Source organism: Streptomyces sp. NPDC021224, from assembly GCF_044332905.1.
Classification (GTDB): Bacteria; Actinomycetota; Actinomycetes; order Streptomycetales; family Streptomycetaceae; genus Actinacidiphila.
The window spans coordinates 683,284-706,240 of sequence record NZ_JBIRPW010000002.1 but is presented as its reverse complement, the minus strand read 5'-3'; the positions used below and the strand labels follow the sequence as shown (position 1 = coordinate 706,240).

Below are 22,957 nucleotides of genomic sequence, written 5' to 3'. Positions count from 1 at the left end.
CTCCCGGTCCCGCGCCCGGCTAGACGTGCACCTGGCCCAGCCACGCCAGTGTCCGGCGGATCTCGGCCGGGAAGGGGTGGTGCGGGCCGTGGACCCGCTCGGCGTCGTAGAGCAGCCGGGTCAGGATGTCGCGGGCGGCGGTGCGGTCGCCTATGGACAGGAGCAGGTGGGCCGTTCTGCGGCGGATGTCCAGCGGCACGCCGGGACTGGTGGCCGTCCACTGCTCGAAGTACGGCAGCAGCACCCGGTACTCGCTCAGCGCGGCCCGCGGGTCGCCGAGGTGCTCCAGGCACTGCGCGGCCTCGTAGCGGTAATGCAGCGCCTGGCGGTCCGCCCCGCCGTACTGCGAGGCGAACTCGTCCGACAGCCGCCGCAGTTCGGGCAGCGCCCGGCGGTACTGCCCGTCCTCCATCAGCGTGGCGGCGTACTGCTTGCGCAGCGCCCGCAGGACGGGTGAGTGCTCGCCATGCTTCTCCGCCGCCGCCGGGATGATGCCGCCCAGCATGTCGACCGCCTGGGTGATCCGACCCGCGTCCAGCAGCTTCTTGACCTCGTCCACGGCCACGGCCAGGTCGGTGTCCTTCGGCGCCTGCGCGGGCCGCGCCGGCACGACGGGCTTTGCCGGCACCGGCGGGGCGGCCGCGCGGTCCGGCCACGGCGCCTGCGGACGCACGAAGGGCCGCGTCGGATCCATCGGCCCGAGCACCGTGCGGTGCGCGCCGGGCGGCGGCAGCAGCGCCGCCAGCTCCTGGTAGACCTCCTGCGCCGCGCCGGGACGGTGCTGCGGGTCCTTGGCGAGCAGCCGCAGCACCAGCGCCTCCAGCGGCTCGGGCACCTCGGGCCGCAGCCGCCGCAACGGCACCGGCGCCTCGTACAGATGCCGGTGCAGCACGCCGAGCGCGGTGGTGCCGGCGAACGGCACGTTCCCGCTGAGCAGTTCGTGCAGCAGCACGCCCAGCGCGTACAGGTCCGTGCGCGGTCCGACCGCGCCGCCCATCGCCTGCTCCGGCGCCATGTAGGCAGGGCTGCCGATGGGCGTGCCGGTGTGCGTCAGCCGCGTGGTGTCGGTGTCCATCACGGAGGCGACGCCCAGGTCGAGCACGGTGATCGTGCCGTCGGGACGGACCATCACATTGCGCGGCTTGAGGTCGCGGTGGACTATCGGCACCGCGTGGACGGCCGCCAGCACCGCGCACAGCTGCGCCCCCACCGCCACCGCCCACGGCCACGGGTACGGCTCGTGCTCGGCGAGGTGGTCACCGAGGTCGGCCCCCTCCACGTACTGCATCACCAAGTAGAGGTCGTCGCCGTCCGCGCCCGCGTCGTGCACCGTCACCAGGCCGGGGTGGTCGACCTGTGCGGTGACCCGGCACTCCCGGTCGAACCGCTGCCGCAGCTCACCGGCGTCGTCACTGCCCGCGACCTTGTCGGGGCGCAGCAGCTTCACCGCGACCCGGCGGTCCAGCCGCCGGTCGTAGGCCGTCCACACCTGGCCCATTCCGCCCTGGCCGATCACCGTGGCCAGTTCGTAGCGACCGGCGACGAGCCGACCGATCACCGGCCCTCCTCCTTGCGGAGGTAGTCGCTCAACTCGTCCAGCTCCGCCCGCACCTGGTCGATCCGCGGCGCCTGCGGCCGACCCGCCCCTGCCGACGGCTCGGGCACCACCGGCGGCACGGGAACCGGTGTCCCGTACGGGCCCGGCCCGTTGGGACCGGCCCCGTGGTGCGGCACCGGGGTGTGGTGCGGGACGGGGGTCTGGTGCGGGACCGGCGTCTGGTGCGCCATCGGGTGGGGACCGGGTATCCCCGCGGCCGTCCCGCCCGCCGCCGGGGCGTATCCCGTGGCGTACGGGTTCTGCACCGGGTAACCGCCGTGCACGGGATATCCGGTGGGGGGCTGGGGCCGCCGCCGGATGTCCGCGACGAGGAAGTACGCCGGGGTGCCGCACATGACGAACAGCACCGTCAGCGTCCCCGCGTTCGACTGCCAGGTGTCCGTGTTCTCCTGTGCGAGCCCGACCAGTGTGTAGCCGGTGACGACCAGGACGATGTCGATCACCATCAGCGCCCAGTCGGCCGGGTTGCGCCGCAGCACGGCCAGCCGCAGCGGCGCCGTCCAGGCGAGGAACCCGAGCGAGAGCACCGGCAGCGCGGCGAACAGCACGCGCAGCCCGATCACGGCGCCGCGGCCCGCGGGCCGGTGCGGCGGCTGGGTGATGCCGGGGCCGTACATCTGGTGCTCCTGGTCGTCGAAGCGGATGGCTAGTCGAGAGCGTATCGGCCACAACGGGCAGGCCGCGCGGGTTCGGTGGCGGCCTGTGGACAACTATCCGGGCCGCACCGTGCCCTCCGTCAGCCCGTCGTAGAGCCCCTGCACGAGCTGGTCACCGAGCTGGGTGGCCTGGCGCAGCGCGTCCTCGAAGGCCGCGAGGGCGCGGAAGCGCTCGCCGTAGCGCCGCTGCTCGGCCGGGGACAGCCGCGGCACCTGGAGCCGCCGCACGTCGAGCCGGGTGGACGTGGTCGCAAAGCTGCTGGCCTGGCGGCTGTTGGCGGTGCCGCGCAGGAACCCGGCGAGGAACCAGGGATCGAGCGCCCCGGTGTCCGGTCGCAGCAGGTAGACGTTGCGCCCGAGCGCGGCGCCCGCGGTGGCGGCGTCCACCACCCGGGCCACTCCCCCGCCGCCGAGGACCGGCACCACCACGTCGCCCTCCTCGACGAGCACCGGCTCCTCCGCGGGCCCCTCGGCGCGGCCCGGCGGGAGTATGCCCGTGGGCCCGCCGCCGGCGATGACGTCGTGCTCGGTCAGCACGGGGGGCGGGGCGGCCGAGCCGTCCTGCGGTGCGCTGCCCGCGCCGCCCGCGCGCATCAGCAGGGCACCGGAACGGGCCAGTTCACCCACGGTCGTGGTCGGCCAGCGGGCGGGCTCACCGTCCGCCGGGGGCGCCGGAGCCATGTCCGCAGTGCGGCGCAGCGTCTGCGCCAGCTTGTCCCGTACGGACTCCAGCTCCGCGGCTCCTCCGTCGGCGGCGGGCGGCGGGAGGTGCCGTGCGGGCGTCACGTCCACGTCGTCGTCGAGCAGTTCGATGACCGGCAGCGTGCGGTTCAGGCCCGGACGGTCGGGCACCGAGCCGTGCCGGTCGAAGGCCCGCCACGTGTCGAGCGCGGCCGAACTGACGGCGAACCAGGGCGCCTTCTCCGCGCCGGATCCCGGTATCCCGGCCGCGTCGAACAGCAGCAGTTCGGCGGGAGGACGGTGCTCGGGGTGCGGCTTGCGCAGCACCCACAGGTGGAGCGGCAGCCCGTGCGGCGGCGCGGCTCCCGCGGGCAGCGCCACGACGGCGCGCAGCGTGCCCCGGCGCAGCAGGTCGGCGCGCACCCGGCGGCCCGACCTGCGGGACGCGACGGCGGGCGGCATGAGCATCACCACCGTGCCCCCCTCCTTCGCGTGGGCCAGCGCGTGCTGGAGCCAGGCCAGCTCGGACTCGGTACGGGCCGGGAAGCCGTACTCCCAGCGCGGGTCGTAACCCAGCTCGTCATGGCCCCAGTTGCGGTCGTTGAAGGGCGGGTGGCAGAGCACGGTGTCGGCGGTCAGGCCGGGGAAGGCGTCCGCACGCAGGCTGTCGCCCGTTGCCACCCGGACCCGGACGGTGGGGTCCGTCGCCAGGGCCAGGCGCAGCGCGGTCAGCGACGCCAGTTCCGCGTCCGCCTCCTGGGCGTGCACGGCGGCCGTGGCACCGCTCGCGCGCAGCAGGGCCCCGCTGCCGCAGGCGGGGTCGAGCACGCTGCCCGGCCGCTCCCCGGCGAGCGCGGCCATCAGCTCGGCCGGGCCCGGCGGGGTGAGGACGAACTGCCGCGGGTTGGCGTCGAGATAGCGGCCGAAGAGGAATTCGTAGGTCTGGGCGGGGCCGACGTCCTCGGCGAACTTCACCGCGGTGCGCAGCAGCGGCACGGCCTCCTCCAGCCGGTCGGGCAGGCGCACGGGGTGGTCCGGGCCGAACCGCGCGGTCAGCGCGGATTCCAGCTCGGGCGCCAGCCGGTCGGCCAGCTCGGCGTCGGAGGCGGCGTTGTAGTGGACGGCCAGGCGGGGGTCCTCGCGCATGAGCATCAGGACGGACCCGGCGATCCGCAGGGCCGCGGGCACGCCCGCGGGGTGGCTGTCGGCGCGCTGCCAGAGGCGCTCGTACAGCGGCACGGAGGGGAGCTTGCCCTGCTCGCGCAGCCATTTCTCGATGGCGGCCAGCTCGTAGGTCGGGCTGGTGTCCGAACCTCCCACGGGTCTGGGGAAGTCGTCGTGGCGCCGGCGCCAGTTGCTGACGGCGGCCCTTCCGACACCGGCCAGCCTGGCGATTTCCGCCGCCGTCACCTCGCTCGCGTGCTCGGGCACTGTCCTCTCCTTCCCCCTGATCGTCCGCGTGTGTCCTGTGTCTGTGAGGGCGAGCATACCCAGTGATCACGATCGAACCCCTTCACGGCGTGAACATCACTCGTTCGAGATTTAGCGTTGACTCGGTTCACAACGTCATGCTCTCATGGTGTCAACGGTTCACAGGGCCACCGAGGCCCGCCGAGCGCAGGGGGAATCCCATGTCCAAGACGTCTCTCGTCCGGCTCGCCGCAGCGGGCACCGTCACCGCGTTCCTCGCGATCGGGATCGCGGCCTGCGGGCCCTCCGACGACTCGGCCGGCTCGTCGGGCTCGTCCGGCTCGCCGAAGGGCGGCGACACCGCGTCCGCACCCGCCGCAGCGCCCTCGTCCGCACCCGCGCAGAAGAAAGAGGACAAGCCGGCGGACAAGCCCGCCTTCAAGGGGAACGGCACGTTCGAGGTCGGCAAGGACATCCAGCCGGGCACGTACCGGACCAGCGGGAATTCCGACGGCATGTGCTACTGGGAGCGCGACAAGGACGCCAAGGGCGACACCGACTCGATCATCGCGAACGACACCGTGTACGGCAGCAGCTACGTGACGATCAAGCCGACGGACAAGATCTTCACATCGACGGACTGCAAGGACTGGTTCACCGACGGGAAGGACAAGCCCGCCTCGCCGAAGACGTCGATGGGGGACGGTATGTACAAGGTCGGCACGGACATAGCCGCCGGCACCTACAAGGCCAAGGGCGGCGAGACCTGCTACTGGGAGCGCACCAAGGACGCGCTGCACGACGTGGACTCGATCATCGCGAACGACAACGTCACCGGCCAGGCCGTGGTCACGATCACCGCCAAGGACGCCTACTTCAAGACGGCCGACTGCGGCACCTGGACCAAGACCGGCTGAGCAGGCAGAAGAGAGCCCGTCCCTCCCACGGGTCCCGCGCGGACAGCCTCGTCCCGTATCTTTTCCGGCAGACCCGACCCCACATCCTCGGGAGGACGACGATGGACAGGGCCGAGGCCGTCATACCGCACTCCGGCGGACAGACGGCGCCGCCTGCCGCAGAACCGGGCACCGCCACGGCGGCGCGGCCCTGGCTGCGGATACCGGGAGCACGCCTCGACCCGTACCTGCTCGGGGTCGTCTTCTTCGTCGCCTACTTCCTGCTGTCGCTGGTGCGGTTCCGCAGGATGCTGACGATGTCCTGGGACCTGGGCATCTTCGAGCAGGCCGTGAAGGGGTATGCCCACCTGCACGCGCCGACCACCACGCTGAAGGGGCCCGGCTTCAACGCGCTCGGCGACCACTTCAGCCCGGTGACCGCGCTGATCGCGCCCTTCTACCGGGTCTTCCCGACACCGGTGACGCTGCTCGTCGCGCAGGCCCTGCTGTTCGCGATCTCGGTCGTGCCGGTCACCCGAGGCGCCTCGCTGCTTCTCGGGCGGGGCCGCGGGCTCGCGATCGGCGCCGCCTACGGGCTGTCGTGGGCCGTGCAGCGGGCGGTCGACTTCGACTTCCACGAGATCGCCTTCGCGATGCCGCTGCTGGCCTTCTCGCTGGAGGCCGTGGTCCGCAAGCGCTGGGGGGCGGCCCTGTGGTGGGCAGTGCCGCTGGTGCTGGTCAAGGAGGACCTGGGGGTCACGGCCGCGACGATCGGCGCGATCGTCTGGTGGCGCACCCGGGAGAGTTCACGGGCGGCCGCACCGGCGGCGGGGCGGACCGCGGACGAGCAGGCGGCCGACGCGGAGGCGGCCGGGGCAGGACCCGCTGCCGCGGTGGCGGACGGGGCAGGCACCGACAGCGGACCCGCAGCCGGGGAATCCGGCGGGGCACAGGACGGCAGCGCCTCGGAGGGAGGTGACCAGGTGGACATGCCGCTGAGCGACGCGGAGCGGTACGGGCCGTGGGCGATCGGGCTGATCGGTTTCGGGGTGGCGGCGTCCGCCCTGGCCGTCACCGTGCTGATCCCGGCGTTCTACGGACCCGGCTACGACGCGTTCAACCACATCAACGGGGACGGCACGCTGACCGGCCACATCCCCTTCGGCACCGCGCTGCGCACGCTGCTGTGGATCCTGCTGCCGACCACCGGGCTGCTGGCGCTGCGGTCGCCGCTGATCGTCGCGGCGCTGCCGACCATCGGTTGGCGCTTCGTGTCGCACTACCCGGAGAACTGGGGCACGGCCTGGCACTACAGCGCAGTGCTGATGCCGGTGGTGTTCCTGGCCCTGGTGGACGCCGCGGACCGGTCGCGCAACAGCCGCACCCCGTGGCTGCGTTCCTACGCCTCAGGGGTACCGGCCGCGGCGGTGGGGGCGGCGATGGCGCTGACGCTGTCGATGCCGCTGGCCTCGCTCGGCCACTCCGACACCTACAAGGTGGACGCGCGCACCAAGGCGGTCGAGAAACTGCTCGACCAGATACCCGACGGCGCCACCGTGGAGGCGAACGTCGGACCGATCAGCCGGCTGGTGCACCGTACGACGGTCTACTGGGTGGGCGGGACGAAGAACGTCGTGCCGCAGTACATAGCGATCGACAACTCCAGCGGGTGGGTGCCGGACCCGGTGGTGTACGGCTCCCAGCTGCACCCCGGCTACACGTACACGCAGATCGCCAGCCAGGACGGCTACGTCATCCTGCGCCGCAACTAGGAGCGCTGCCGGACCGCACCGGCCGCCACCCCGCCGCCGCCCGGCGGGCCGAGCGGGCTGGGCGGCGGCGGGCGCTCAGCCGACGGGGTAGTCGACGTAGGCGAAGTGGCGGCTGTCGGGGGACCAGCTGTTGACGTTGAGGCTGCCCTGGCCGCCGAGGAAGGCGTAGAGGTCGCGCGGGGTGCCGCGGCCGTGCGCGTCCAGCAGGCGCAGGACGACGTCCCGGTCGGCGGGGTGGCCCTCGGTGCCGGGCGGGAAGCTGATGTAGAGCAGGTGGCGGCCGTCCGGCGAGGGGTGCGGGAACCAGTTCACGCGCTCGTCGGAGGTCAACCGGGTCAGCTCGGAGCCGTCGGGGCGCATGCGGAAGAGCTGGGCGTGGCCGGGGACGGCGGCGCCGTGCTCGGAGTTGAAGACGATCCACTCGCCGTCCGGGGTGAATTCCGGGCCGTCGGCGGGAGCGGGGGTGTCGGTGAGCCGGGTGTCGGGACCCCCGGCCGAAGGGAGGGTGAAGATGTTGCGGTAGCCCCATTCGTCGCCGCCGTAGGGTTCGACGCCGACGTAGGAAAGGACCAGACCGTCGGGTGAGACGCCGTGCAGGAAGTGCCGGAAGGCCCCGGGGCCGCGGTCGTTGGTGACGCGGCGGGCCGGGCCGCCGGTGAAGGGCACGGCGTGGATGTGGCCGTCGCCGGCCGACAGGTAGACGGTGGCGCCGTCCGGGGAGAGAACGTGGTCGTTGTTGGCGTCGGTGATGCCGCCGGTGTCGATGACCTCGGGCAGCACGCCGTCGCCGGGTGCGGCGTCGGCGGGGACGCGCAGCAGCAGGCCGTCCTGGTTGAAGACCAGCCAGCGGCCGTCGGGCGACCAGTTCGGTGCCTCCAGGGCGCTGTGCGCGGTCTCGTGGACCAGCCGCGGCGCGCCGCCGTCGATGTCGCCGACCAGCAGCCGCGCGCGCTGCCCGGGGGCCAGCGGCCGTACGTTCGTCCCCGCTCCGGTGATCGTCACGCCCGCACTGTAACCGCGCGGGTCCCGGCGATCACCGGTCGGGGCCGCACCGGTCCGGCCGGGCCCGGTGCGGCGGGTCAGTTGTCGAGGATGGTGGTCAGGAACTCCGCGGTCCACTGGAGCAGTTCGCGGCCGACGACCGGCTTGCCGCCGATCCGGGCGGTGGCCGGGCGCGGCACCAGGATCTGGCGGGTGGCGGGCTTGAGGACCGTGCGCGGGTGCAGCCGGTTCAGCCGCAGCTCCTGCGACTCGCGCAGCTCGACCGGGCCGAAGCGGACGTTGGAGCCCTGCAGGGTGATGTCGGTGACGCCGACCTTGCGGGCCAGCATCCGCAGGCCCGCCACCAAAAGCAGGTTCTCGACCGGTTCGGGCAGCGGCCCGTAGCGGTCGACCAGTTCCTCGCGCACCGCGGTGATGTCCTCCTCGGAGGACGCGGCGGCGATGGCGCGGTAGGCCTGGAGGCGCAGCCGCTCGCCGGGGGCGTAGTCGTGCGGGACGTGCGCGTCGACGGGCAGCTCGATCTTGACCTCCAGCAGCGTCTCCTCCGGCTCACCGCCCGACTCCAGGGCCGAGCGGTAGTCGGCGACGGCCTCGCCGACCATCCGCACGTACAGGTCGAAGCCGACGCCCGCGATGTGGCCGGACTGCTCGCCGCCCAGCAGGTTGCCCGCGCCGCGGATCTCCAGGTCCTTCATCGCCACGTACATGCCCGCGCCCATCTCCGTGTGCTGGGCGATGGTCGCGAGCCGCTCGTGCGCGGTCTCGGTGAGCGGCTTCTCCGGCGGGTAGAGGAAGTAGGCGTAGCCGCGCTCGCGGGAGCGCCCGACGCGGCCGCGCAGCTGGTGCAGCTGGGAGAGGCCGAAGGTGTCGCCGCGCTCGACGATGAGGGTGTTGGCGTTGGAGATGTCGATGCCGGACTCCACGATCGTGGTGGAGACCAGCACGTCGAACCGCTTCTCCCAGAAGTCGACCACGACCGACTCCAGGGCGGACTCGCTCATCTGCCCGTGCGCCGTGGCGATCCGCGCCTCGGGCACGATGGCCCGCAGCCGCGCCGCCGCCCGGTCGATGGACTCGACCCGGTTGTGGATGTAGAAGACCTGGCCCTCGCGCAGCAGCTCGCGCCGGATGGCGGCGCCGATCTGCTTCTCCTCGTAGGGCCCGACGAAGGTCAGCACCGGGTGCCGCTCCTCCGGCGGGGTGGTGATCGTGGACATCTCGCGGATGCCGGTGACCGCCATCTCCAGGGTGCGCGGAATCGGGGTCGCCGACATGGTCAGCACGTCGACGTTGGCCCGCAGCTTCTTCAGCTGCTCCTTGTGCTCGACGCCGAAGCGCTGCTCCTCGTCGACGATGACCAGGCCGAGGTCCTTGAAGCGGGTCTCGGACGCGAAGAGGCGGTGGGTGCCGATGACGACGTCCACCGAGCCGTCCCGGAGCCCCTCCAGCACCGCCTTCGCCTCGGTGTCGGTCTGGAAGCGGGACAGCGCCCGCACGTTGACCGGGAATTGCGCGTAGCGCTCGGAGAAGGTGCCGAAATGCTGCTGCACCAGCAGTGTCGTCGGCACCAGCACGGCCACCTGCTTGCCGTCCTGCACCGCCTTGAAGGCCGCCCGCACCGCGATCTCGGTCTTGCCGTAGCCGACGTCGCCGCAGATCAGCCGGTCCATCGGCACCGACTTCTCCATGTCGCCCTTGACCTCGGCGATGGTGGTGAGCTGGTCGGGCGTCTCCACGTAGGGGAAGGCGTCCTCCAGCTCCCGCTGCCAGGGGGTGTCGGGGCCGAAGGTGTGGCCGGGCGCGGCCATCCGCGCGGAGTACAGCCGGATCAGGTCGGCGGCGATCTCCTTGACCGCCTTCTTCGCCCGCGCCTTGGTCTTCGTCCAGTCCGCGCCGCCCAGCCGGTGCAGCGTCGGGGCCTCGCCGCCGACGTACTTGGTGATCTGCTCCAGCTGGTCGGTCGGCACGAAGAGCCGGTCGCCGGGCTGGCCGCGCTTGGCCGGGGCGTACTCGACGACGAGGTACTCGCGGGTGGCGCCCTGCACGGTGCGCTGCACCATCTCGACGTAGCGGCCGACGCCGTGCTGCTCGTGCACGATGTAGTCGCCGCCGGTCAGGGTGAGCGGGTCGATGGTCTTGCGGCGGCGGGACGGCATCCGCCCCATGTCCTTGGTGGACGACTTCTGGCCGGACAGGTCGGTCTCGGTGAGCACCGCCAGCCGCAGCCCGGGGTCGACGAAGCCGTGCTCCAGCGAGCCGGTGGCGACGTGCACCACGGACGGCGCGAGGTCGGCCAGCTCGATGTCGAGGCGGGCCGCGATGCCCTCCCCCGCGAGCACCTCGGCGACCCGGGAGGCCGGCCCGTGGCCCTCGGTGACGTACACGGTGCGCCAGCCCTCGGCGAGCCAGCCCTTGGTGTCGGCCAGCGCCCGCGCGGTGTCCCCGCGGTAGACCTCGGGGGCGCGCATGCCCAGCTGGAGGATGTCGCCGCCGAGGTCGTCGGCCTCGTCCGCGGCGAACGGGCTCACCGACCACCACGGGATGCCCAGCTCGGCGGCCCGGTGCCGGACGTCCGCGATCGGCCACAGGGACGCGGCGCCCAGGTCGATCGGGGCCTCGCCGCCGCCCGCGGAGGCCGCCCAGGACGCCTCCAGGAACTCCTGCGAGGTGGCCACCAGGTCCGCGGCCCGGGTCCGTACCCGCTCCGGGTCGCACACGACCGTCATCGCGCCGGCCGGCAGCACGTCCAGCAGCAGTTCCATGGAGTCCACCAGCACCGGGGCGAGCGACTCCATGCCCTCGACGGCGAGGCCCTCCGCGATCTTGTCCAGCATCTCGCGCAGCTCGGGGTGCGCGGCGGCCAGTTCGGCGGCCCGCGCCCGTACGTCCTCGGTGAGCAGCAGCTCGCGGCACGGGGGCGCCCACAGGCCGTGCTCGGCGACCTCCAGGGAGCGCTGGTCGGCGACCTTGAAGTAACGGATCTCCTCGACCTCGTCGCCCCAGAACTCCACCCGCAGCGGGTGTTCCTCGGTCGGCGGGAAGACGTCCAGGATGCCGCCGCGCACCGCGAACTCGCCGCGCTTCTCGACGAGTTCCACCCGTGCGTAGGCGGCTGCCGCCAGCCCGTCCACCACCGTGCCGAGGTCGGCGCTCTGCCCGCTCGCCAGCGCCACCGGCTCCAGCTCGCTCAGCCCCGTGACCTGCGGCTGGAGCACCGAGCGGATCGGTGCGACCACGACCTGCACCGGCCCGGCCGTCGGGTCGTCCGCCTTCGGGTGCGCCAGCCGCCGCAGCACCGCGAGGCGGCGGCCCACGGTGTCGCTGCGCGGCGAGAGCCGCTCGTGCGGCAGGGTCTCCCACGCCGGGTACTCCACGACGCCGTCCGGGGGCAGCATCGAGCGCAGCGCCGCGGCCAGGTCCTCGGCCTCCCGGCCGGTCGCGGTGACCGCCAGCACCGGCCGTCCGGCCTTGGCGGCGAGCGCCGCGACGGCCAGCGGGCGCGCGGCGGGCGGGCCGACCAGATCCACGTGCGGCCGCGCTCCGGAGACCGCGGCCTGGACCGCCTCGGCGAGGGCGGTGTCGGCGACGGCGGCGTCGACCAGACCGTTCAGACTCATGAGGGTTCCGTCCCGGGGGGTACGTGTAGGGGCGCCGCCGCCACGGGCAACGCGAGCGCCCGACACGTCTCACGTGCCGGGGGTCTCTCCAGCGTACGGCCTCCGGCCGGGGCGTGCCCTCCGCGGAGGGGGTGCCCTGCGCGGAGGGCACGCCCTCGCGGCAGCGGAAAGGCCGCGGCCCCCGTACCCCCTTGCCGGGGACGGGGGCCGCGGGCCCGGGGACGGCGTACCGCCTAGTCCGTCGCGATCGCGTTGAGGACGTTCATCCGGCCCGCCCGCAGCGCGGGCAGCAGCGCGGCGAGGAGGCCGACGACCGCGGAGCCGACGAAGACGACCACGATCGTCGTCCACGGGATCTGGAGGATGCCGAGCCCCTCCGCGGCCAGCACGCGCTGGCCGGTGGTGCCCCAGGCGAGGCCCAGGCCGAGGCCGATGAGCGCGCCGAACAGGGCGATGACGACCGACTCCAGGCGGATCATGCGGCGCATCTGGCGCCGCGAGGTGCCGATAGCCCGCATGAGGCCGATCTCCCGGGTCCGCTCCACCACCGACAGGGCCAGCGTGTTGACCACGCCCAGCACCGCCACGATGATCGCGAGCGCCAGCAGCGCGTAGATCATGTAGAGCAGCTGGTTGACCTGGTTGTGGATGAGGTCCTTGTAGTCGGCCTGGTCGCGGACGTCGATCTCCGGGTGGGACTTCACGGACGCCTTCAGGTCGGCGTACGCCTCCTTCTGCTTGCCGTCCACCGCGGTGGCGAAGAGCAGGAAGTCACCCGGCATCTTGTCGGCCGGCAGGTACTCGCGGGCGGTCGCGATGTTGATGAACATCGAGCCGTGCTCGATCGTCGTGTCGTCGCTGGTGATCGCGGCGATCTTGAGCTGCGCCGGTCGGCCGCCGGTCATGACGACCTTGATCTCGTCGCCGAGCTTCAGGTGGTGGTCCTTGGCGAAGCCCTCGGGCACCGACATGGCGTTCTTGCCGTAGGCGTCCAGCAGGTTGCCCTGCGTGGTCTTGAGCCGCAGGTCCTTGGGGTAGCTCGGGTCCGCGGCGCTCAGGTCGGAGCTGAGGGTCTCGCCGCCGGGCAGGGTGAACTTGGCGTTGACGATCGTGTAGTGCGTGAAGTGCTCGATGTTCTGGGTGGCGGTGAGCGCCTTCTCGGCGGCCGGGGTGATGGGCTGGCTGCCGTTGCTGCCGACCTCGATGATGAAGTCCGCGCCGACGGAGGAGTCGAGCTGGTCGTCGGCGGAGGCCACCATCGACGAGCCGACCACCGACATGCCGGCCACCAGGGCCAGGCCGATCATCAGCGCGGAGGCGGTGGCGCCGGTACGCCGCGGGTTGCGCAGCGCGTTGCGCTCGGCCAGGCGTCCCATCGGGCCGAAGAAGCGCAGCACCACCGCGCTCACCGCCCGGACGATCACACCGGCGAGCAGCGGGCCGACGATCACGAAGCCGACCAGCGTGAGGAGCACGCCCAGGCCCAGCATCCCGCCGCCCGAGGAGGCCTTGTCCGCCTTCGCCGCGGCGACCAGGGCGAGGGCGCCGGCGGCGCTGACCAGGATGCCGACGGCGGCGCGGATGCGTCCGGCGCGGGCGTCGCCCGGGGTGCCGGAGTCGCGCAGCGCGGCCATCGGGGAGATCTTCCCCGCCCGGCGGGCCGGGATGTAGGCGGAGACCACGGTGACGATGACGCCGATCGCGAGGCCGACCAGCGGGGTGGTGGCCTTGATGGTCAGCTCGGAGGTGTCGAGCTTCATGCCGGCCTTGCCCATCAGGTGCATGAGCCCGACGGCCAGGCCGATGCCGCCGCCGATGCCGAGCACCGAGCCGGTCAGGCCCAGGAAGACCGCCTCGATGAGCACCGAGCGGTTGACCTGCCCGCGGCTGGAACCGAGGGCCCGCATCAGGCCGATCTCCCGGGTGCGCTGGGCGACCAGCATGGAGAAGGTGTTGACGATCAGGAAGATGCCGACGAGGACGGCGATCCCGGCGAAGCCGAGCATCGCGTACTTCATGAAGTTCAGGAAACCGCCGAGGTCGTCCTGGTCCTTCTTCTTGGTCTCGGCCGCGGTGTCGACGGTGTAGCCGGCGCCGATGGCCGCCCTGACGTTCTCCTTGAGCTGGTCGTCCGTGGTGCCCTTGGCGGCGGTGAGGCCGAAGCCGGTGTACGCGTCGGAGCGGCCGAGCAGCTTGGTCTGCGCGGTGGCGGTGTCGATGTAGAGGACGGTGGCGCCGGGGTTGGTGGTCCTGAAGGTGACGATGCCGCTGACGGTGACGTCGAAGTCGCCGGGCGCGGCGATGACGCGCAGGGTGTCGCCGATCGCGACGTGCTTCTTGTTCGCCGTGTCGGCGTCGATCACCGCGTCGGTGGCGCTGCTCGGCAGGTGGCCCGAGGACAGCTCGACGGCCTTGGTCTCGGTCGGGTCCCAGTTGCTGACGATGGTCGGGGCGCCGGACGAGGAGCCGATCTTCTCGTTCTTCGCGTTCGCGACGGTGACCTGGTCGCTGGTGACGTCCGGGTCGGACTTGGCGACGCCGGGCACCTTGGCGAGCTGCTGCTGGAGCGCGGCGGGCACGGTGTCCGGGATGCCGGTGGCCTGCTCGTCGTCGATCTTCTTGGCGCTGACCGTGACGTCGGAGGCGGTGGAACCGAAGAGCTTGTCGAAGGTCGCGGTCATGGTGTCGGTGAACACCAGGGTGCCGCAGACGAAGGCGACCGACAGCAGGACGGCGATCGCCGAGAGGGCCATTCTGCCCTTGTGCGCGAAGAAGTTCCGCGCCGATGTCTTCAGGACGGTCACGACGTCCTCCCGCGACCGTCGAAGGACTTCATGCGCTCCAGCACGGAGTCGGCGGTGGGGTTGGCCATCTCGTCGACGATGCGGCCGTCGGCGAGGTAGAGGACGCGGTCGGCGTAGGAGGCGGCGACCGGGTCGTGGGTGACCATCACGATGGTCTGGCCCAGCTCGTCGACCGAGCGGCGCAGGAAGCCGAGGACCTCCGCGCCGGCCCGCGAGTCGAGGTTTCCGGTCGGCTCGTCGCCGAAGATGATCTCGGGGCGCGCGGCCAGGGCGCGGGCGACGGCCACACGCTGCTGCTGGCCGCCGGACAGCTGGGTCGGGCGGTGCTTGAGCCGGCCGGCCAGGCCCACCGTCTCCACGACCCGCTCGAACCAGTCGCGGTCTACCTTGCGGCCCGCGATGTCCATCGGCAGCGTGATGTTCTCCGCCGCGTTGAGGGTCGGCAGCAGGTTGAAGGACTGGAAGATGAAGCCGATCTTGTCCCGCCGCAGCTGGGTGAGCTTCTTGTCCTTCATGCCGGTGATCTCGTTGTCGCCGACCCAGATCCGCCCCGAGGTGACCGTGTCGAGGCCCGCGAGGCAGTGCATGAGGGTGGACTTGCCGGAGCCCGAGGGGCCCATGATCGCGGTGAACTTGCCGCGGGCGATGTCCACGTCCACCGCGTCCAGCGCCACGACCCGGGTCTCGCCCGCGCCGTACGCCTTCGTCACCGAGCGACCCGCAGCGGCAACAGCCGAACGTTCTCCGTTGCCCCCGGACCTGGGAATCGTCACTGCCGTCGTCACTGTTACTCCTGCGTCGTCGTGTTGCGTTCGTCGTGTTGCGTTCGTCGTGTTGCGTGGTCGTGTGTCGCGCTGTCGTGATGTCCATCAGCCTGCCGGAGGGCGCTCCGCCGCACATTGGGGAAGGTCTCCGTCTCCGTGGTGGGGGTATCCCCACCCCGCCCTATGACCGTAGGGAGCGCGCGGGACGCGGACGTCATCCGGCGGAACGAACCGGTCCATGCCAAAAGTAGGTACCGCCCCCTAGGGGACCCGGGGCCCCGGCTCATACCGCGGTCGGGGACAGGCGCCCCGAAGTGCAGCGCAGCGGCTCCGGGGTGGGCCCGGACGGCCTCAGGGGCGCCCGCGGCTCCGCGGTGTCGTACGGCTGGGCGTACGGGCCCTACACGCGGTCGGCGCGGTCCGCGCCGGACGTCGCGAGCGTCAGGCGCACGGTGCGGCCGCCGCCGATCAGGGCGGCGAGGGCGAGGTCGATGTCGGGGCCGGCGTACCAGTCCCCCGCGTGGTCGATGCCGTAGACGCGGCCCTCGGCGTCGATGGCCAGCAGGGCGCCGGTGGCGGGCTCCTCGCCGAGCGGGCTGACCTCGGTCTCCAGCGCGCGGCCGAGGTCGCCGAAGGTACGGGCCATGTGCAGGCCGCGCAGCGGGTCCACGGTCACGGCGGAGGGCGCGGTGAGCTGCCCGGGGCCCGCGGCCGCCGGGAGGACCAATCCGCCGAACTCCGCCCAGGCCTCGACGGCGGCGGGGAAGACGCAGTGCCGGTGCCCGCCGGGCGACACATGGCCGCGCAGCAGGTCCGCCCACTCCTCGGCCTGCTTGATGTCCCACCGTCCGGGCTGCCACCCGCCGGCCCGCAGCGCGGCGTCGACGGCGGCGGGGAAACGTGCGCTCGCTGCCATCAGGGCGTCATGCCCCCTCTGCCGGGTCGACGGCCTGCACCCCGAAGTGCGCGAGCAGCGGTGCGCAGGACCGGCAGGGCGGCGCGTACGTGCCGTGCGCCGGATCGCCGTCCTCGCGTATCCGGCGGGCCGTCAGTTTCGCGCCGCGCAGCGCCTTGCGCGCCTCACCCTGCGTCAGCGGCCGGCGGGCGGCGCGCTTGCCGCGCTGCCCCTCGACGGACGCCAGGTGGCGGGAGATCAGCACCGGTTCGGCGCAGCGTCCGGTGAAGCGCTCACGCTGCGTCGCGGGCAGCGCGTCCAGGAACTCCTGCACGATCGGATGCAGGACGGGCAGCTGGTCGCCCTTGGCGCCGGTGCACGTGAACACCTCGTCGCGGATGGACAGCGCGGCCGCGACCGCGGGCAGGATGCCGTCTCTTCGGTGCCGCAGCCGCGGCGGACCGTCCGGGGGCCGTGGCGCGCCCCAGTTCAGCCTGGGGTCCGCGGCCCCTGCGTCCAGGAAATGAGTTGTCATGTTCTGCGTGCGTCCCTCCGTCCGCCCGCGCGAGCGGGCGTTCCCCCGTATGCCGATCAGACTGCCAAACGCGTCGCGCGATGGGGAAGCGAACACGTCGGCGGGCTCATTGTGTGTGGGCCATGTCACCGTCCGGTGTCCGAATTCCGACACAGCAGGCACAGTGCGTACACGGCGAACATACGAACGTCACATCCGTACGGTGGCGGACCGCCCGAACGGCTGGCCCGCGGCCCGCGTGACGCGGCGGCCCGCGGGGCACGGACGGTCACCGTCCGCGCACGGCACAGGTGCCGGTCGGACGCGGTCGCGCCACGGGCTCCGGACTGGCTCCGGGCAGGCGACGGGCGGGCTCCGGGCGGGCTCCGGGCGCGACGACGAACCGACGCGGCATGGACGTGGCACAGGAAGGCCGGGGAGGATCAGCAGTCGGCCCGCCCCAGCGGGTCCCCCCACACCGCCGAACCAGGAATGTGACCCCGATGCACACCACCCGGCTCCGCCTCGTCGCGGCCGCGCTGCCCGCGCTGCTGCTCGCCGCCGCCTGCTCCTCCGGCGACGGCTCCCCCGAGCCCGACTCCAAGTCGCCGAACGTCCTCAGCGGCAAGGCCCCGCTCACCACCGACCAGCTCAGCAAGGCCCTCATCACCGACTCCGACCTGCCCGGCTGGACCGTGCAGCCCTCGCAGACGGCCGACACGTCCGACACCTCGACGCTCACCGCGGACAAGCCCGCCTGCCAGCCGCTCGCCGACGTCACCAGCAGCAATCCCAAGATCCACCGGATGGCGTTCGTCGGCGCGGCCTTCGCCAAGACCACGGCGAAGACCGGCGCGACCCCGGAGATCATCAACCAGATGCTGGTGGCCAGCCACGCCCCCGGCGACGCCGAGAAGGTCATGGCGGAGCTGAAGACGGCGCTGGCGGGCTGCACCGGCTTCACCGCGACCGACAGCTCCGGGGCCAAGACGCCCTTCACCGTGTCCAAGGGGCCCGCGGTGCCGGTCGGCGACAAGGCGGTGTCCTGGATCATGAACGACACCGCCGACAAGAAGGCCGGCGCCGCGCTGCTGTCCGTCGTGCAGACCGGGGACACGGTGACGATGTACGTGTCGGTGAAGTCCGCGGGCGGCGCCGGACCGCTGCCCGTCGACGTGGAACGCAAGCAGGACGAGAAGCTGAAGCAGGCGCTCGCCGCGCGCAAGTGACCGCGGTACGGCTGCCGTACGGGTACGGGTACGGGACGGCCGCGGTGGGGCTCTCCCGCGGCCCCGTACGGCTCCCGCGAAGTGCCGAGGCGAGGGGCGGGCCGCGGGCCCGCCGCGCCTCGCACATGTGAGCAGCCCCACAGGGGAGGTGCCGGGCCCGTTGCCGTAGAGTCGCGCGGCAACGGGCCCGGCGCCCGCGGGAGGTCCTCCGGGACGGGGGACGCGCCGCACGACGCCGCGGCCGGGGCACACCCGCGCGGGGTGCCGGGGCGCGGGGCGGGACGCACCGCGCCGCACGGGCACCTGCCGCCGACGACCGCCGCGACGAACCAGGGGAACGCACCGATGCCGATCCGCGCAGACCATCGCCTACCGGCCGGTAGGCGCGCCGTGGCCGCCGCCGCGCTGCTGCCCGTCCTCGCGCTCGCGGCGGGCTGCGGCAGCGGCGGCGACGACAAGGACGGCCCGACGGTGGCGAAGGGCGCGGTGAGCACACCGAAGCTCACCGCGGCGCTGCTCACCTCGCAGGACGTCCCGGACGTGCAGGTGCTGCCCGCGGGCACCAAGGGGCAGCTGCTCGGCGACGCGCAGAAGGCCGACACCGCCGCGTGCCAGCCGGTGGTGGACCAGTGGGTCAGCCGGCCCAAGTACCAGCGGCAGGTCTACACCGGCGCGATGGTCACCGACACCAAGGACGCCACCGGCAAGGACAAGGGCGCCAAGACCATCTCGCTGACCGTCATCGCGTCCTACAAGAAGGGCGACGCGGCCAAGGTGCTGAAGGACCTGACGGCGGCCCTCGCCGTCTGCCATTCCTACTCCGTGGTGCGCGGCGGCGTCACCTCCCACTTCACGGTGCGCTCCGCGACAGCCGACGCGGGGCTGGGCGACGAGCGCGTCGCCTACGTCATCGGCGACACCGCCAAGGGCACGGCGGGCGAGGTGCTGGTGACCGTCGTGCGGGTGGGGGACACCACGGCGGCGTACGAGACGGTGCGCGCCGACCACAAGCCCGCGCAGCTGCGCACGTCGATCCCGGCGAAGCAGGCCGCCAAGCTGCGGGACGCGGCGAAGGACAGCTGACAGCCGCCGGGGAGGGCTGCCGGGACGGCTGGGGAGACGTGGTGGACCCGGTGGCGGGCGGGGTGGCGGGCGGCGCGGTTCACGAGTTGTCCACAACCGGGCGACTGGCCGGTCAACGGGCATGCCGCAGGCCCTAGGCTGTGGTCATCAGCCGTACGCACCAGGGGGCAGCAGTCATGACGACAGGTCGGCAAGGGCTGGGGGCGTCGCCCCCCGGTTCCGGCGCGGAGTCCCGGACCGCGCCGCCCAACGTGGCCTACGCCGGGCAGGTCGTGCACTTCCCCGACCCGGTGCGCGCGGCGCGCTACCCGCAGGGCGTGTGGGTGGACGCCGAAGGGCACCCGGACTTCTCGCCGTTCGCCCGCGCCGCGGCCGAGATAGCCGAGCCGCCCGAGGGCTTCGGCATCGACGAGCTGCGGCTGACGGACTACGTGTCGGCGAACGCCGCGCTGCACGCCGCGGGCCACGAACTGTGGGCCAGCCTGCCGCCGGTGGCCACCCCGCACGGCTGGACGTGGCACCACGTGGCGGGCACCCGCCGCCTGGAGCTGGTCCCCGCCGAGGTCAAGGCGCTGCTGCGGCACCACGGCGGGCTCGCGGACTCCGTCGCCGACCACTCCAAACGCGGCACCCGCCCGCTGCAGGAGACCAGGCCGGTGCACTTCGAACTGCCCATCGACGCCGTCGCGGTCACCGAGGCACAGGTGCGTGACGTCGAGGAGGAGCTGGGCTACCGGTTGCCGGGCTCCTACCGGGCCTTCCTGAAGGCGGCCGGCGGCTGCGCGCCGCGCGGGGTCGCCCTCGACCCCGATCTCGGACTGCTGATCGACCAGCCGTTCTTCACCGTGCGCGACGCCGCTGCGGTCAACGACCTGGTGTACGTCAACAAGTGCCTGCGCGACCACCTGACGAAGGACTACCTGGCCGTCGGCTACGTCCAGGGCGGCCTGCTCGCGGTGAAGGTGAAGGGCCAGGACGCCGGCACGGTGTGGTTCTGCGCCTACGACGACGCGCGGGACGGCGACGACTGGGACACCCCCGCCGACCGGGTCGCCGACCTGCTGCTGCCCTGCGGCGAGTCGCTCGACGCGTTCCTGCTGCGCCTCGCGGGCAATCCGCCGGAGCTGGCGACGGTGGCGAATCTGATGGTGGACGGCGGCTTCGCCACCGCCGTCCAGGTGGAGGAGTGAGCCGGCCATGGTGACTTTCGCGCAGGCGCAGGAGCGCGCCGAGCGGTGGATCAACGGCGACGTGCCGCCGTACGAGCACCGCGAGATCCGGGTCAGGGAGTTCGACCTCGGCTTCGTGGTGTGGGCGGAGCCGCGCGACGACGGCCCGGCGGACGACGGCTCACAACTGCGGGTCGTCATCGCACGGGACAGCGGCGAGGCCACCCTCTGGCCGCCGCTGCCCGTCGGCGAGCTGATCCGCCGCTACGAGGAGGAGTACGGCGCCATGCCGCAGGACACGGCGCCCGAGCCGCCGCAGCGCATCGACCTGGAGGCGACGTCCTTCCTGCTGAGCCCGCCGGAGTGGCTCCAGGAGGCCGCCGACCGGATGGGCATCCCCGACCGCAGGTCCGGCTCCGGCAGTGGGGCGGGCGCCGGGAGCGCTTCCGGGTCCGGCGCCGGCTCTGGTTCCGGCTCCGGTTCCGGTTCCGCCGGGGAGTCCGGCGGCGGGATTCCCGCGCAGGCCGCCGACCTGTCGTCCGGGGGCGTCGACTACGTACGGCGGCCGGCCTCCGAGGCGGCTCCCGCGGCGGAGGAGCCGTCGGGCGGTGTCGACTACGTGCGGCGGTCCGGTGCGCCCGCCGCGCCCGCTGTGGCCGCCGCGCCCGCGCAGGAGCAGCCGCAGGACGCGCTGCCGGACGAGCCGGAGGACGGCGGGAGCTGGGCGGGCAAGACGGTGAGCGACAGCGGCGAGGGCTCGTCCGTGCCCATGCCCGCGACCGTCTTCGCGCCGCCGATCAGCGGCGCGGATCTTCCCGAGGCGCCGCCCGCACCCGAGTCCTCCGAGGCCAGGACGAAACTGCTGCCCTCCGGCAGCGGGCTGCCGCCGACGCTGCTCGCGCCGGAGCAGCCCGGACCCCCCGCGCCGCCTCCGGCCCAGTCCGGGCAGCCGGTGCCGCCGCCCGCCCAGAGCGGGGTGCCGCACACCATGGGCGGTTCCGCGTACCCCGCGCCGGACGGCCCCGCCGTGCCACTGCCCCCGCCGGTGCCGCAGGGCGGCGGGCAGAGCGCCGCCGACATCGCGGGCCTGGCGACGGCCAAGGCCACGCCGGTCGGCCATGTCCCGTCGGCTCCTCCCACGCCGTCCGCGCCATCAGCGCCGTCCGCACCGTCCCCGCAGGGCACCCCGCCTCCGCCGCCGTACGCCGGTCAGGGCACGCCCCCGCCTGCTCCGTACGCGGGACAGGGCACGCCGCCCCCGCCGCCGTACGCCGGACAGGGCACGCCGCCACCCGCCCCGTACGCCGGACAGGCAACGCCGCCGCCCGCGAGCAACGACCCGCACTACGCCGCGACCATGCTCGCCGGACCCGCCGCCGCAGGCCCTCCGGCAGGCGGCACCCCGCCACCGCCCCCGGCGCCCTACGCGGGAGGTACGGCGACACCTCCGCCGCCGCCCCAGGTGGGCCAGGGCACCCCGCCGCCCCCGCCCGCCCCGTACGTGGGCGGCACCGGCACGCCCCCGCCCGCGAGCAACGACCCGCACTACGCGGCGACGATGCTCGCCGGGCCCGGCACCGGCACGCCCGCGCCCTTCGCCGCGGGGACGGGCACGCCCCCTCCCCCGCCGCCTCCGCCGTACGCGGGGGGCGGCGCGGCCGCGGCTCCCCCGCCGCCGCCCGCGAGCAACGACCCGCACTACGCCGCGACCATGCTCGCCGGACCCGCCGCCGCAGGCCCCGCGGCGGGCGGCACCCCGCCGCCGCCCCCGGCCCCCTTCGCCGCGGGCACCGGCACGCCGCCGCCCGCGCCCGCGCCCGCGTACGGCTATCCGCAGCCGAACGCAGGGGTGCCGACGGTGGGTCCCGGCTACATGGCGGTGCTGCGCTACCGCGGCGCCGACGGCAGCGAGCAGCAGATGATCCGGCGCTCGGCGCCAGGCACCCCGCATCCGGAGTGGCAGATCCTGCACGAGCTGCGGTCGGCGGGCGTGCGCCCCGAGCAGGTGCTCGAACTGCACACCGAGCTGGAGTCCTGCGACCTGCCCGGCGGCTACTGCACGCGGATGATCCGCGAGACCTGGCCGCAGGTGCGGATCAGCCACACCGCCCCCTACGGCCGGGACCACGCGAGCCGCCGCCAGGGCGTCCAGCACCTGCTGACGCACCAGGGCGAGCTGCACCAGGTGGCGGGCGCGCCCGCGCGCCCGCAGCCGCAGCGGGTGCCGATGCCCGACGCGCACACGGTGCTGCGGGTGCCGCCGGTCGGGCTCGACGTGATCGGACAGGAGCTGGCGGGCGCGTTCGGCCCGCAGGGCGTCTTCCGCTTCGACCAGCGCACCGTCTCCCGGCAGGGCGTCCCCGACATCGTGGCGCAGACCCTGATGTGGGCCGGGCTGCCGATGGACTTCGGGCCGTTCTTCTGGGCGCAGGCGCAGCCGGGCCAGCCGGTGCCGACGCTCGCCGAGCTGGCCGCCGCGCGCGGCGTGCAGCCGACCGCGGACGCGGGCTCGTACCTGGTGATGGGCAACGACTTCGGGCGCCAGCTGTGCGTGCAGTACGGCACCGCGCAGATCGTGGCGCTGCCGCTGGAGGGGGGTCCGGCCGGATCGCCGCCCGCGGCACCGCAGTTCGTGAATTCGAGCCTGCCGGAGTTCGCCCGCTGCATGGCCCTGCTCGGACGGATGTGGCGGCTGCGGATCGGGCTCACGCCCGAGCAGGCCGGGCACTGGACGGTGGACTTCCAGGCGCAGCTGGCCGCGCAGGACCCGGCGGCCATCGCCTCGCCCGACAACTGGTGGTCGGTGCTCATCGAGCAGATGTGGGACGGGCTGCTGTAGCGGCGGAC

General features: G+C 73.5%; 15 protein-coding genes. 6 read left to right on the top strand and 9 right to left on the bottom strand.

The features are described from left to right. Nucleotides 1-19 precede the first annotated feature (19 nt). The 3 genes from ACH4PY_RS08325 to ACH4PY_RS08315 all read right to left on the bottom strand — a co-directional run bounded on the left by ACH4PY_RS08325 (nucleotide 20) and on the right by ACH4PY_RS08315 (nucleotide 4,386). Nucleotides 20-1,558: a protein kinase gene (locus tag ACH4PY_RS08325; RefSeq protein ID WP_398177348.1), complete on the bottom strand. Its 1,539-nt coding sequence runs from the start codon at nucleotides 1,556-1,558 to the stop codon at nucleotides 20-22. Continuing rightward, nucleotides 1,555-2,235: a hypothetical protein gene (locus ACH4PY_RS08320; RefSeq protein ID WP_398177345.1), complete on the bottom strand. Its 681-nt coding sequence runs from the start codon at nucleotides 2,233-2,235 to the stop codon at nucleotides 1,555-1,557. Before ACH4PY_RS08320 ends, ACH4PY_RS08325 begins: the two co-directional genes overlap by 4 nt. A 93-nt stretch (nucleotides 2,236-2,328) precedes the next feature. Continuing rightward, complete coding sequence (locus ACH4PY_RS08315) at nucleotides 2,329-4,386, bottom strand: N-6 DNA methylase (protein ID WP_398177342.1); 2,058 nt, start codon at nucleotides 4,384-4,386, stop codon at nucleotides 2,329-2,331. 200 nt (nucleotides 4,387-4,586) lie between these two features. Between ACH4PY_RS08315 and ACH4PY_RS08310 the strand changes: the two genes are divergently transcribed. Together ACH4PY_RS08310 and ACH4PY_RS08305 are read left to right on the top strand one after the other, a co-directional pair. Then, nucleotides 4,587-5,282, top strand: coding sequence for a hypothetical protein (locus tag ACH4PY_RS08310; RefSeq protein ID WP_398177339.1), 696 nt, complete (start codon nucleotides 4,587-4,589; stop codon nucleotides 5,280-5,282). 101 nt (nucleotides 5,283-5,383) lie between these two features. Next, nucleotides 5,384-7,033 carry a DUF2079 domain-containing protein gene (locus tag ACH4PY_RS08305; RefSeq protein ID WP_398177336.1) on the top strand — a complete coding sequence of 550 codons (1,650 nt, stop codon included), beginning with the start codon at nucleotides 5,384-5,386 and terminating at the stop codon, nucleotides 7,031-7,033. 75 nt (nucleotides 7,034-7,108) lie between these two features. Here the strand turns inward: ACH4PY_RS08305 and ACH4PY_RS08300 are convergent, their stop codons facing one another. The 6 genes from ACH4PY_RS08300 to ACH4PY_RS08275 all read right to left on the bottom strand — a co-directional run bounded on the left by ACH4PY_RS08300 (nucleotide 7,109) and on the right by ACH4PY_RS08275 (nucleotide 16,650). Then, nucleotides 7,109-8,035, bottom strand: a complete 927-nt coding sequence (locus tag ACH4PY_RS08300) for a TolB family protein (protein ID WP_398177334.1) — start codon at nucleotides 8,033-8,035, stop codon at nucleotides 7,109-7,111. Between the two features lie 77 nt (nucleotides 8,036-8,112). After that, nucleotides 8,113-11,652 carry a transcription-repair coupling factor gene (gene mfd / locus ACH4PY_RS08295; protein WP_398177331.1) on the bottom strand — a complete coding sequence of 1,180 codons (3,540 nt, stop codon included), beginning with the start codon at nucleotides 11,650-11,652 and terminating at the stop codon, nucleotides 8,113-8,115. A gap of 233 nt (nucleotides 11,653-11,885) precedes the next feature. Beyond that, complete coding sequence (locus ACH4PY_RS08290; RefSeq protein ID WP_398177329.1) at nucleotides 11,886-14,456, bottom strand: ABC transporter permease; 2,571 nt, start codon at nucleotides 14,454-14,456, stop codon at nucleotides 11,886-11,888. Then, on the bottom strand, nucleotides 14,453-15,241 hold the full coding sequence (locus ACH4PY_RS08285) for an ABC transporter ATP-binding protein (RefSeq protein WP_398177326.1): 789 nt from the start codon (nucleotides 15,239-15,241) through the stop codon (nucleotides 14,453-14,455). The genes ACH4PY_RS08290 and ACH4PY_RS08285 overlap by 4 nt, the downstream gene beginning before the upstream one ends. 379 nt (nucleotides 15,242-15,620) lie before the next feature. Then, the gene (locus ACH4PY_RS08280; protein ID WP_398177323.1) at nucleotides 15,621-16,136 is read right to left on the bottom strand and encodes an SUKH-3 domain-containing protein; all 516 of its coding nucleotides are present in this window, start codon (nucleotides 16,134-16,136) and stop codon (nucleotides 15,621-15,623) included. Nucleotides 16,137-16,143: 7 nt separating this feature from the next. Next, nucleotides 16,144-16,650 (bottom strand): YwqJ-related putative deaminase, encoded by a 507-nt coding sequence (locus tag ACH4PY_RS08275; protein WP_398177320.1) that lies wholly within the window; start codon nucleotides 16,648-16,650, stop codon nucleotides 16,144-16,146. A gap of 482 nt (nucleotides 16,651-17,132) precedes the next feature. Here ACH4PY_RS08275 and ACH4PY_RS08270 point away from each other — a divergent pair, with 482 nt between their 5' ends. From ACH4PY_RS08270 to ACH4PY_RS08255, 4 genes are all read left to right on the top strand, one after another. Then, nucleotides 17,133-17,858, top strand: a complete 726-nt coding sequence (locus tag ACH4PY_RS08270; protein ID WP_398177317.1) for a sensor domain-containing protein — start codon at nucleotides 17,133-17,135, stop codon at nucleotides 17,856-17,858. Between the two features lie 345 nt (nucleotides 17,859-18,203). Then, entirely contained in the window at nucleotides 18,204-18,941 is a 738-nt protein-coding gene (locus tag ACH4PY_RS08265) for a hypothetical protein (protein WP_398177314.1), read from the top strand. 176 nt (nucleotides 18,942-19,117) lie between these two features. Beyond that, nucleotides 19,118-20,131, top strand: coding sequence for an SMI1/KNR4 family protein (locus ACH4PY_RS08260; RefSeq protein WP_398177311.1), 1,014 nt, complete (start codon nucleotides 19,118-19,120; stop codon nucleotides 20,129-20,131). Between the two features lie 7 nt (nucleotides 20,132-20,138). Continuing rightward, the gene (locus tag ACH4PY_RS08255) at nucleotides 20,139-22,949 is read left to right on the top strand and encodes an SUKH-4 family immunity protein (protein ID WP_398177308.1); all 2,811 of its coding nucleotides are present in this window, start codon (nucleotides 20,139-20,141) and stop codon (nucleotides 22,947-22,949) included. Nucleotides 22,950-22,957 lie beyond the last annotated feature (8 nt).